This is a genomic window from Gordonia aichiensis NBRC 108223 (assembly GCF_000332975.1).
In the GTDB taxonomy this organism is placed as follows: Bacteria; Actinomycetota; Actinomycetes; order Mycobacteriales; family Mycobacteriaceae; genus Gordonia; species Gordonia aichiensis.
This window is the reverse complement of sequence record NZ_BANR01000011.1, coordinates 142,208-154,513: the sequence shown is the minus strand read 5'-3', so window position 1 is coordinate 154,513 and position 12,306 is coordinate 142,208. Positions and strand designations below refer to the sequence as shown.

At 61.5% G+C, this 12,306-nt stretch carries 5 protein-coding genes; 2 read left to right on the top strand and 3 right to left on the bottom strand.

The window, feature by feature from the left end; all coding sequences use genetic code 11:
* Window positions 1–37: 37 nt before the first annotated feature.
* Entirely contained in the window at window positions 38–1,093 is a 1,056-nt protein-coding gene (locus GOACH_RS13260) for a DUF4238 domain-containing protein (RefSeq protein WP_005175399.1), read from the bottom strand.
* A gap of 73 nt (window positions 1,094–1,166) precedes the next feature.
* Window positions 1,167–3,503 (bottom strand): GmrSD restriction endonuclease domain-containing protein, encoded by a 2,337-nt coding sequence (locus GOACH_RS13255; RefSeq protein ID WP_005175397.1) that lies wholly within the window; start codon window positions 3,501–3,503, stop codon window positions 1,167–1,169.
* 83 nt (window positions 3,504–3,586) lie between these two features.
* Here GOACH_RS13255 and GOACH_RS13250 point away from each other — a divergent pair, with 83 nt between their 5' ends.
* The gene (locus GOACH_RS13250; RefSeq protein WP_005175396.1) at window positions 3,587–6,478 is read left to right on the top strand and encodes a DEAD/DEAH box helicase; all 2,892 of its coding nucleotides are present in this window, start codon (window positions 3,587–3,589) and stop codon (window positions 6,476–6,478) included.
* 49 nt (window positions 6,479–6,527) lie between these two features.
* Complete coding sequence (locus GOACH_RS13245; protein WP_169330869.1) at window positions 6,528–7,454, top strand: hypothetical protein; 927 nt, start codon at window positions 6,528–6,530, stop codon at window positions 7,452–7,454.
* A gap of 39 nt (window positions 7,455–7,493) precedes the next feature.
* Here GOACH_RS13245 and GOACH_RS13240 read toward each other — a convergent pair whose 3' ends face one another.
* Complete coding sequence (locus tag GOACH_RS13240) at window positions 7,494–12,299, bottom strand: DEAD/DEAH box helicase (RefSeq protein ID WP_040518622.1); 4,806 nt, start codon at window positions 12,297–12,299, stop codon at window positions 7,494–7,496.
* Window positions 12,300–12,306: the final 7 nt, after the last annotated feature.

The following is a 12,306-nucleotide window of genomic DNA, read 5'->3' as shown; positions in this document are numbered from 1 at the left end:
TCCTCCGCAAGAATCGGCTGGGTTCGGCCTCAGTTGGTTAGTCTACGGACAGATCCAGTCCGTTTCGGTGAAGAGTGAGAAAGGCGTCAGCTGGGACCCTCCGCCCGATCGCCGAGACCAATTCGGCCTGTGGCTCGAGTTCGGAAATTGCCAGGAGTGGGTCCAAATAGACATGATCAAGCGAATCAAGGTTGCCATCGACGATTTCTTGCACGGCCCGCCGGAGACCGCTGAGGTTTCGTGTGTCCACCCGGAATGGCCACTGTTCGAGAATCTGGTCAATCGTTTCCCAAGTGTATTGACTTAGATCGTCGGCCTTCACCTGGTCGATTGAGGTGCGCGTGCCAACGACGAAGTCTTGCGCGGTGGTGGCAAGCGCACGATTCAGCAGTTCGCTGGGTACCTCAAGGCGAGCGTAGGAAATCGTTGGCGCCCATCCGCCATTGGACTTCTTAAGAATTAGACCACACGGGCGGGGAGTGAGTATGAGGAGATGTCGCCTCCCGATTGGGAACTGCATACTAATGATGTCCGGGTATTCGTGGACTAGTTCCAAGCAGTAGCCTATGTCAGGTATGACCAGGTCATCACGGACTTCGCACACCGTCCACTCGCATGCCAGGGCTCGCGATGCAAACCTCTCCATCTCCAAAATACGGTTGATGGCGATGTTGGTGTCATTCAGGACCAACTCGCCGAATTCTTGGCGATCAACATCGATCTCTCGGGCGAACCTGCCCACCACGCGCGCTTTGTAACCTCGGTCGCGTCCGAACGATGCGGCGACGAAAGGCACAAGTATGTTGATCCACTCGGAGGCGGTGACCGAACCGCCGATCAGCTTGTCGAGCGCACGGGACAAGTCAGGCTCGTACGAGTCCCAGACAGAGTCAACCGCGCGAGTACCGCGAGTCGGAAACATCTCACCATCAACGTCGTACAGGTTGCGACTATATCCAATCGACTCAGCACGGACCAGTGCGCGCACGCCGTTGCTTCTCAGTGACCATACCTTTGAAAGGCGGGAGGAGTCTTTCGGGTCGTCGGTGAATCGAGCAAGAAGTCCGGCGGGAATGAAATGGTCCTTTGCCACGCTTGATTCCTGTCACGAGCGGGCTTCGACTGTAAACCCAAAGATGTGTACCGGCTACTGCACGCAAATAAGGTCAACTGCTGCGTCGGTGCCGCCGAAACCGTTCCCGAACCTGCTCGAGTGTCTCACCAGTTCGTTCGAGTCGCCAATCCCGCCAACCATTTCGGCTGGATCCCACCGCATCGGATAAGGCTCCCGAAGGGCTGTCATACTCACGGTTTCCGACAAGGATTCGGCCTGCTCGACCGATACGGGCCGCGAATGAGCGGCCCTTGCGAGGCTGCTCGTGGTAGACGGTGTCGCCCTCCTTGATGAAGCCCGCGATCATCAGATCACTGATGGTTTCCTCGTAGAAAACCCTGGCCCTTGTCCCGTCGGTGGTCTCTGGCACCGTGTTCGCGAAGCTCGGTTCGACGCGCTGGCCGGCGGCCAGGGCAGTGATATCTGGTGCCGGAATCGGAGCTTCGCCGGGTACTTTCTCGATGTAGAGTGTCCCGGCGATCTCACGAAAGGCGTAGCCCGCCAGAGGGTCCTGCGTCAAGACATCCATAGATCCGCTCTCAGTGGGTGCTATCCGCGAGACGCGGTCCTCGACCCGTGACACCGATCCGACGGGTAGTCCTTCGAAGAACTCTTGGATTTCTGACCATGCTTCGTCAACCCAGGCGGGCGCTTCGGGTGCGGTTCTCACGTCAGCGTCGTCATCCGGCGTGACGGTTGTCGGTGAATCGGGGTGTGGCCATGTCTGGCAAAAGCCGCCCGCAAGGCGCGAGCCACGGACAGTGATCTCAATCCCGGAAAGCGATTCTGGGAGTTGCTGGTTCAACGCGAGATCCGAGCTCGACAGAATTGCTCGGCGAGCAGGCCAGTCGGTGGCCCTCGTCAGATCCCGAGACCGCGGGAACAGAGTTAGATTGCCCAAAGCGCCGCGGAGTGTTTCGTCGACGTCGTCGCTTGCGGTCGCGAGCAACGCATGCTCCAGAGAGTCGAGATCGGGAATCTGCTGCGCGTCCGATCGCAGGCCGCGCTCGCAGCCGCGCAGCACCATGCGCATTCGGGCGCGCGTGAGGTTCTTGAAGATGGGCGCAGATATCAGCGCGTCACGGATCTCGCCGTCGGTCGGCCATCGTCCGGATTCCGAGGTGTTTTCCAGGAAGAACGTCCGTACGGTGGGCGCGAAGGGCGTGGTACTGCGCTGCAGGATCTTCAGGAGATCGAGCAACATCCGGTTGTAGTTCTTGCTGGTCGATCGCACCACGGCTCGTCTGACAAGCCACGACTCGATATATCCGAAGGCCTCGGCGCGATCGGCCTCGTCTGCCCGGCGATCGAGATAGAGAACCACCGGAGACAGGACCGTGGTGTCCAGCGTCTCGGCAGTCTCGAGGAGTCGGTCGTGGGCATCATCACCGGAGCGATCGACGATGCCTCGGTAGAGGTCGCTGCACTCCGCGATCTCTCGAGTCAGTGCGACGAGATCGTCGCGCGACATGCCCACGGACAAGTCTTTGAACCGGTTGAACAGGCCGGTGGCCGAGACCTCGTCACCGGTACGCATGGTGAGGTAGTGGGCAAAGAACGCGTCCACACGCGTCCTGATCAAGCGGCCCTGCCTGACCTCTTCCTGCCAGAACGGCGTCTCCAATCGACGCCAGTGATCGTCGAAGATCTGCTCGACGTCGGCGCCTGCTCGCTCCAACTGCTGGAACAGCGAGTTCTTGACGAGGTCGCTGGGCAGCAGCGGCGTCCCGCGATCATTGAGGCTTTCGAAGATCACCTGCGCGTTGTCGTTGGCGGTGAGCTCGATGACGACCACTTGCAGACCGATCCGCAGCGCGTCAACAAGTGACTTGATGGCCGCGCGGTCCGCCTCGTTCTCGGTAAGCCAGGTCAGGGTCTCCTCGTAGAAGAACTGGTAGGCGTCGGCGAGACGCGAATCGGGTTCGTCCTCTGGCTGGGTGTTATCCACGATCGAGGCGAAGACCCCGCGGTCCCGGAGTGTGGGCCACACCTTGTACGGGGCGAAGGTTTCCGTCGAGAGTTGATCCTCATTGGTGACCAGTTTGTGCAGGGCCTTGATGAAGACGCGCTCGACCTGGGCAGTGGTGAAAGCGTCACGGATGGCGCAGAGAGCGATCTGGAGGGTGGTGATGCGTTGCTGTCCGTCGATGACCTGCAGGACGCTGATGTCGGCGGCGTCCTTGTCTGTGGAATCGAGGACCACCGCGCCGAGGAAGTGTGGCTCCGATGAGGTGTTGGTGGACATGGACTCGGCCATGGCGACGATGTCGGCCCACAGCGGTTCCCAGTTGCGGACCCGATTCCACACGTACGGTCGTTGGAAGACAGGTACGACCAGGCATTGCTCGCCCTCGAACAATTCGCGGACAAGCTTCCCCTCGGCCTTCATGGTGGTGAACCTCGTCAGTGTCAGTTGATCTAATACTTTGAAGTTCAAACCTAGCGGACGGCGACGACAGGGGACACGGGACAATGCAGACACTCGGTGATTCGGTTCTGGGCGAGATCACTCGAGTCGGTCCGTTGACGTCCGTTGAACTGGCCGAACGCCTTTCGCAGACCGTGACCGCAGTGCAGAAGGTTCTCCTCGACAACGATCAGGTATTCGTTCAACCGCCGGAAGGCGCCGACGAATGGCGTGTCGTCTCATCGGATGATCTTGCGCATCGGCTGGGCATGAATAGGCCGCTGCGGCCCTGGCAGGTCGAGGCCTTTCAGAAGTGGCTCGCCGCCGGGCGGTCCGGCGTCATCGAGGCGGTCACCGGTGCGGGCAAGACCGACGTGGGCATCGCGGCCATTGCCGAGGCGCGGCGACGGGGAGTCCCGGCACTGGTCCTGGCTCCTGACCGTGACCTCGTCGACCAGTGGCGCAGCACCCTGGAGGCGGCGTTCCCCGGCGTGGAGATCGGCGCACCAGACGGCTCCAAGGCGCTCGCGATTCGTGAGCAGGTCGTCGTCACCACGGTTGCCGGACTGGGCAAGCGACACCTGACGGCGTTCCGAGACGCTGGGTTGCTGGTTGTCGACGAGATCCAACGACTCGGTGTCGCCGATTACACCGACGTCGTCTTCCCGCGTCAGGAGATCACCGAGAAGCTTGGCCTGACGGCGTCTTACGAGTGGTCGAATCCGCAGGCGGAGCGAATTTTGCGACCCTACTTCGGCGCTCGTATCGAAGGCTGCGACTATCGTCGTGCAGTGAACGAGGGGATCCTCGGTGAGCCCTTGGTGTTGACGGTCGGCGTCCGATTCTCGGTCCCTGAGCGGGAGAAGTACGACGGACTCACCGCGCGCATCGACCGGGCCGAACGCAAACTCCGCGACACAGGTGTCGATCTCAGCGGTGGCGTGTACGAGACCGCGCGTGAGATCGATTCCGGCTCCCTCGTCGGTGAGATCAGCTTCTTGGCGCGTGAGTACCTGGAGGCCCTCGACGCTCGCAAGTGGGTTCTATCGGAATGCAAGTCCAAGGTTGCGGCCGTCGAGGTGATCGCCCGAGGTGTCGCAGACTCACGCCGAACCACCGTATTCACGGCGTCATACGAAACGTCGGCGGCAATTGCCACGGCCGCCCGAAATTCTGGCGTGGTCACCGACGCCGTCCCGGAGAACGGCGACGTCGCATTCATGCTCGGTCGCTATGCGAGTGGCTCGGTCGATGTGTTGGCCACCTCCCGGTTACTCGATGAGGGCGTCGCGGTCCCCACGTCGCAGGTAGGCATCGTGACGGCCTCTGCCCGTAGTCGTGCACAGATGCTGCAGCGGATGGGTCGCGTGGTTCATCCCGCGGATTGGGCCGGGCGAACCGCGATGGTCGTTGTGTACGTGAACGCGACGGTCGAGGACCCTGATGTGGGTTCGACCGCGGAAACCCATCTCGATGAGTTGTTTGCGGTTGCGGCCGAGCGCGATGACCTGGACCCGCGTGACGCTGCACGGCGTCTGAGTGAGTGGCTCGCACCGACCTCAACGCCAGAAGATGACGCGGAGGTAGATGAGCCGACCACTGTGGTCGCGCCCGCGGTGTGGAATCCCCGGGACGCAATCCTCGACATCTTCGCGGAACACGAAGGGATCGTGACCTGGCGCGAGCTGCGCGAGGTCTTACCGGATCTCGAGGTCGAACAAGCCCTCATGCAGGGCTTCGACGACATCACCTGGATGCGGATCGGTGACGAGACAGTCGGCCTCGGTGGTCGCGGATCGGACACCGTGGACGATCGGGTTGTTGCACTTGACGCGTTGGCCCAGATCTTCAACGCCAATGGAGAGAAGCCGTTGCAGCAAGCGGGTATTCAGGGTTGGCTGGGTGATCGCTCGTTGGTACTCGGTTCAGTTTCTGGTGCGCGTCTATCCGAGCTGTGGGCGGCGCTCGGCGGTCGAGTAGCCGAGTTCGAACATACCGAGTACGAAAAGGATTCGGCACCGGACGAAGCTGTCCACGTCCGTGTGGGCACGTCTGATTCAGATACCGTGGAGGCGAAAGCTCCCATCGGGCCGGCGCTACGTGCTGTGATCGAACAGGTCGAAGCCCAGGGCTGGACGGCGCGGACATCCGACGAGCATTCGCGCGGAACACTTATAGTCAGCAATTCTCAGGGGCAGAGCAGGGTGGTCCGTGTACACAGCGGAGCCGGAGGAAGCTGGCGGATCAGCACGCAGGACCAGTACTTGTGGCAGGGCAGCCGGGAACACGACGCGGTGGTCTTCCTCGATCAGAGCGAAATGCCACCCGCATTCTACATTGCGCCTGTGGGACCGTACTCGAAGCGAGTGAAGTACGTCATCGATGCGCGGGCCAAGAGCAATCCCCGGGACCGCCACGACACCCACATCAACATCGAAGCATGGGTCGTCAAAGATGGACTCGGGCGCTGGGACCTGCTGAAGCTTTCGGAGCCCGAGAACACGCCCGCCGCGTGGGCGAGGGCGTGTGTGCCGACACCTGGAGAGGTGGCTGCCCGCGCCGCCAGGGCTCGGACAGCCACGACGATTCCCGTTGAGTCGGAGGCAAAGCCGGACATCGATGTCGCGCAGTTGGATACCGCGGCTCCGCAGGAAGAGCAGGTGCCGGTAGCAACGACACCGGGCTTGGTGTGGGCCGAAGGCCGGTTGCGTGTGGTCCTCGACTACGAAGGATGTCGAGTGGTCGGCTTCTTCGATCCCGAGTCATCGGAGTTGGAGATCGTTCGCGCGCAGGGAGCGGCGTCGTTGTCCGGCAGAACATTCCGCAATCCCGCCGTTGCTGCCGGAACCGTCAAGTCAACAATCTCCAACAAGACCGTGTTCGGTGTCGGCTTCAATGACTGGGTGGTTGATGAGAACACGCGAGAGACGTTGGCGGGGTATCTGACTGAGGCGTAGACATCCGAGAATCCCGTGGCTCGAAATGCGTCCCGTCCGCGCAGGGGGAGTGGAGGTCGCGATCATTCTGGAAAAATCTACTGGTCTGTCCGCAATAGGTCCCCGAAAGAATTCCAAGTCAGGAAAGGAACCGGAGTTGACTCCGCACCCAAATGACAATAGACGCAGAGAAGACCCTGCGGCTGGTCCTCGAGGAACTACACATCACTCGACTTCCAAACTCGACGCGCAACACGTCGACGCTCTGCGGCTGGAGCTATCGAGCTCCTCCGCAACCCTGGATGAGTTGCTTGCGATGCGTCCGGACCTGTCGGCGACGATCAATCGGTTCCATGCCGCAGGTTTTGAGATGGTCGTTGTCGGCGACATCCACGATCGTGACAGAAAGCCGATGCTGATTATCGGAGAACGTGAATCGAAGCCTGATAGCGCACCCCCGACCACCCCCGCACCAGCGACGGCCGGGCAGAATGCGAGCCCACCGCCGCCACCTGCGGCCGTCAACGTTCCCACCCCGGCGAAACGTACCGTCGGAAAACTTCCCAAGGGGATCGTTGCCGTCGAAGCTCTTGCGGATCCGAGTACGTTTCCTCCTCGGAGTCCAGAAGGAAAACTACAGCGCAAGATTGACAAGAATGGTGGCGTTTGGGAGCACGCAGCGCTGTTCGACCTCGCCGGCAATCCGGTCCCAGCAATTCTGAAGCCCACTCGATTCGGCTTCGCATGGGCGGTATACGCCAACCAGAAATGCACTGGGAAAGTTGTTCAATGGGTTGGATACTCGTCTGCCCACAACCTTCAAATGCGGATCAAAACCGTCGAGAGCAAGGGCTACCGCATAGGCATTGTCAGGGCGCGATCCCAAGCTCAAGCCATTCAAGAGGGTCGCAAGAAATCCGCAAAGGTGACTCGAACCGACGGAGGATTCGATCCGGAAGCGGAGGTCGTGAAGGTATTCGCACCGGAGCTGTACTGAACTCGAAGCTCGACCATCGCGGAATACCACTTCGCGCAGTTACACAGCAGGTGCGCCGTTCCAGAGATACTCGAATTCGTTGAATGCCAGCTGATTGTCGAAGTTGATGATGTTGTCCTTGACGTCGAGAATGAGGCATTCATCCTTGCCGCCGTTGCGGGTTCCGCGGAGACCGCGTCCGACCATCTGTTGGTACATGTTGGCGCTGTAGACCGGTCGGGCGATGACCACCGCACGGGTTGCCGGAGCGTCGAAGCCTTGCGACAACACGCCGTAGTTGGTGATGACACGGATGTTCTGCTTGCGGAACTCCTCGATGCTGCGTCTGCGATCGGCTACCGGGGTGCCGGAATCGATTGCCACCGAACGAATGCCACGGTCGTTGAGTTTCGCTGCGAGGACCTTGGCATGGTCGACGGAGGTGGCGAATACCAGAACAGGCCAGTCGTCGGGCAGAGCTGTGATCCGTTTGATCAGTTCGGAATTGCGAGCCTCATCGGCAGCGAGGCGGCGTTCAGCACTCTTGGGGAGCACCCCGTTCATCTTTGCGGCTTCGGCGAGTTCGAACTCGGAGAGTTGCAGGCGCATACCTTCCAGCTCGGTGTGCTCGACGCGCGAAAGGATGTTGAGTTCCTGCAGTCGTGCGATCGGATTGTCTCCGAGTACACCGTCGTCGAGGCGATAATTGCCGAACCGGCCTGCGAGCCGGCGGGTGAGTTCGGCATCGTTCCGGAAAGGAGTGGCTGTCAGACCCACGAGGTTTCTTAGCGTCTTGCTTCTGGTGAGACCCAACAACTCGAGGATTCGTGTGTACCGGGGGGATGTGGCGCCGTGCGCCTCGTCGACGATTACCAGTGACGCGCTGCGAAGCCATTCGTAGTCGTCGGTGTCGAGGCGTTCATCGAGTTTCGCGTCGGTGGCGACGACCAGATGCGGGCGTCCGGTGACCGGTGTGGCCGAATTGCCTCCCCAGAACCGATCGAGCACCAGATTTGTGACCGGTCCTACATGCTCCCACACGAACTTCCACGACTGGATGGCCTGCTCGCAGAGCTCGGCAGTCGGGGCAATCCACAGGATGGGCCCTCCGGGAACCCCGGCCTGCCCGATCCAGCGGATCACAGCCTCGGCGGCGACACGTGTCTTACCCGCTCCGGTGGGAAGGCTGAGCATCGCGCGGCTCGGTGTGGGTTCGATGAGGAAGCCGACGAAGCGCCGCGCGATCTCGTCCTGATAGGGGTGGAGGGCCGGAAAGTCCACCGGCCCATGGGCATCCTCACGCTGCGGCGGTGCGGGGATACGTGCCCCCGCGAAGGAGTCGGGGAAGCCCAGGTCAGAGACGAACTTTCGGGCAGACGGACCACCGTCGAAGTGCGCCGGTGCTGTTTCGAAGGTTGACCGGATGTCGCTTGCGTACTCTCGGAGTACGGCGTCATCGAAGGCGTTGTAGGCGAGTTCGGCGAGGCGCTCGGGGCCCGGTTCACGGCCCGATTCATGCTTCTCGCTAGCGATCAGACCATCGGGGAGTCCCGCGCGCAGTTGGTCACTCGGAAGCAGCAGTGACAGCTTCTCCGGAATGGTTGGCGCATTTCGAACACGGGCAACCTGCTCTCTGAACTTCTGGGACTCAACCAGTTTCGCGTGATGCTCGAGGAGTCGCTCACAAGTGTTCCGGCCGAGCCCGAATCCGAGGGCGCGGTCCACCGCCGCCATCTGGTCGAGAAGGGGCAGATCGGCGCGCACCCAAACGGTGTCGGCGTCACGCGCACTCTCGAGAGCTTTCGGTGTCGCCCCGGACGGGGTTCGTGTGATCTCGTCGAGTTCCGAGCACAGCTGTAGTGAGACGCCGCGGATCACGCGCTCACCCGGGTTGGTCTTGAACGCGGGCAATGCGTCGGCGAGGGGAGACGCAGGTCCGACCAGAACGGGGCGGATCTCCTTCTCGATCACATCGCTGTATCGGTGCATTCCCCATTCGGTGATCATGAATTCGGCTTGATCGGCATCGCCGGGGTCTGCCACGAATAGTGCGGGTTGCTGTTGGCGGACAAGCTCGTCGAACTCTGCACGTTTCGTGGCGACGGCGACTTCGTGATCGGGCCGGAAATCCCAGTGCGACCCGACACGACAGCGCACGCCGGTCTCCTCGTTGAGAAGATCGAGCGCCACCCGGATTAGCAGGGCATAGGACTTTCCGATGGCAGCGTCGTCGGTGCTTTGTTTGACCCGATCCAGCAATGCTTGCCACTCAGTGGGTCGAAGCTGCTTCACCGTCGAACGGAGTCGCAGTCGTTGGGCGAGGGCCGGTGACAATTGCGATACAGGGAGATAGTCTCTGAACTCGGCAAGTTCAGGTCCGACTGCGTCGCTGACGAGTTGCAGCCCGACGCTGGTCTCGGTGTATCCGTACTTGCTGTAGAGCCACCGGATGGGCGATGGAATCTCAGTACGCGTATTCGACTGTCGTCCAACCTGTCTCGTCCAGTTGATGACGAGACCCTCAGGTGGAGTGGACGCGATGAACTTGGCGCGTCCCTCGTCGGACAGTCGGCGGAAGACGCGAAGTGGTCCGGCGATGGCGCCGCCCTCGATCCGAAGCGTATCCGGCATGACACGCCTGCTGATCCCGGGAAGTGCTGCGCAGTAATCTTCGTACATCGCTTGGCGATAGTCGGCGAACCACTGCTCCGATTCACATTCGTGCCCGGCGATCTCGGGTCGGTCCTTCATCCCGAGAGCGCGAAGCGTGGACCGGTCGTCGCCGTGGAACGTCATGTCAACAGCGACGTCTCGGTCCCTTGAGCCGTCGGCGGGAACGACGGGACCCGGTAGCAGGCAACTGCCTGCGGCGACGAAGTCACCTGCGATGTTGCGTACTCTCAGAACGGTTGCGGCGTCGGGGTATTTGTCGAGGATGGCGCGGGTCTGACTGGCACCCCCCGCTGTGCGCAGTAACTGCCAGAACCTGATCCAGTGGTCGTCGGTGTAGCCGGTGAAGCCCTGGTCGAGTATGCTGCGGAATCGCCCGTCCGGGTCTGCTTCGCGGATGCCCAGCTGATCGAGGATCCTGCCCATGTCCGGGTCGTCGGCGATGGAATCTGCGACGTAGACGAGGTCGTCACGCAGGACGTCGTCGGATGTTCGGCGAAACACGCCACCCGGCAACGGTGCCACCAGGTTCCCGGACGACGTCAGCACGACCTTCGCAGATTTGGCCTCTGCCAGTAGTTTTCCGTTCCCGGCGATGTCGTGGGAAATGAGCCGGCTGAGCACGCGCAGGGCGGCTATCGACCCCTTCTCCGACCCGTCGGCGACCAGTGCCTCGAGCCACTCGGTGATGGACGCGGGCTCGAGACCGCGGCACGCGTCGAGGATGTGCCTCATCTTGCCGCGCCGTAATCCGACGGCGTCAACAGAGTGGTGTACCCAGTTCTTCGGACGGCCGGGGTACTCGGACCACAGTTTCAACGTCACGTGTCCGACGTCCTCAGGTCTGAATCTCAGAGCGCCGGGTTCGCGGAGGCACCCATCCTGGTCGGGCAGTGAGGGGTAGGTGGATGCAAGCTCCCATACCTTGCCGGCGAGGTACTTGCACGCCCAGTTCGGTGACTCCCGCGTCCGTCCGGGCAGCAGCGCGAGATAGGCGGCCGGGTCCTGGTCAACGACGAGTTCCGGTAGAGAATCGATGACCAACCGTGCTGCGACATCGAGCAATTCGCGGTTGAGATCTGCGCTGTCGAGCAGATTCTGACGGTCCTCGTTGGTCTTCCACGCCGCATTCAGCGCTCCGCTGAGAGTCATCGAGTACTTCGTGGGGAAGTATGACCAGAACGTGCCGCGTTCGGCTGGCACCGTCCACAGCGGCTCTTCACCGGAGTTGTCGATCCGATAGTCGGGAACAGCCCACGCGATGTCGAGCGTCGCACGATCGTGCAATTCGCCTGACGTGGCGCGCACCTCATCGGTGACGACGTGCTCGACAGTGAAGACTCGGTAGCGTTCGTCCGCCGAGTGGAGTCCGGTCCGTGACTGATGAATGACCGACACATCACCGTCGTGACCGATGGTCAACTCCCGGCGTACGACGGGAAGAACACTGCGGTCGTCAAGGACGACCGTCCCGACATGGGGCGAGAAGAGCTGGAACAGTGTAGGAAACTCTTGGCCCGTTGTTCCGAGCGCAGCAGGTGCATGCATGCTCCGGTTCAACTGAGCGGCGGTACCTGGAATCAATGGCAGGCGGACGACAGTCGTCGCCCACGCGAGGAGTGCGTCGAGAATGGGGTCTGCTGCGCGTTCTGAGGCAGGATCGAGTTGGCGTGCGAGTCGCAGCACCGGGGTGTCGGTGAGGTCCAGCACGGGGAGTACTTGCTTGGACTGGGCTTCGTTGACTGCGGTCCTTATCTTGTGGGCCGACCAATCTGCGTCGAAACCGAAGGCTCCCGAGGTACTGAAGAACTGTGGAGACTTCGTCACGGATAGTACCGATTTCACACCGACCCCGAAGCGCCCGATCTGTCCGCCGCGTTTGCGTGAGACGCCCATGCGAAGGATGGTTTCGGCTCCGGCCGGCGTGATGGGGGAGCCCTCGTTGGCGCAGTAGAGGTGGGTGTCGGTGAGAACAGCCTCGATGCGTCCGCCGTAGAACGCGGGCTGTCGCAGTTCGTCGGCCGCGTTCTGGATGAGTTCGAAAAGCTGGCGATCACCGTATCCGCCCTGGTGAATACGTCGCTCACCATTGGCGTGCTCCTCGACCAACCCAGGGTTGATCTCATAGGTTCTCAGGGCCAGCGTCGTGAGCTGCTGTACGGTCTCGATGACATCTGCTGTGGTGTTCGTGCTCATCACTGCT

Coding starts and splice junctions, on each gene's coding strand:
- GOACH_RS13255 (WP_005175397.1), bottom strand. CDS start 3,503: ATGAAGGCCGAGGGGAAGCTTGTCCGCGAATTGTTCGAGGGCGAGCAA.
- GOACH_RS13250 (WP_005175396.1), top strand. CDS start 3,587: ATGCAGACACTCGGTGATTCGGTTCTGGGCGAGATCACTCGAGTCGGT.
- GOACH_RS13240 (WP_040518622.1), bottom strand. CDS start 12,299: ATGAGCACGAACACCACAGCAGATGTCATCGAGACCGTACAGCAGCTC.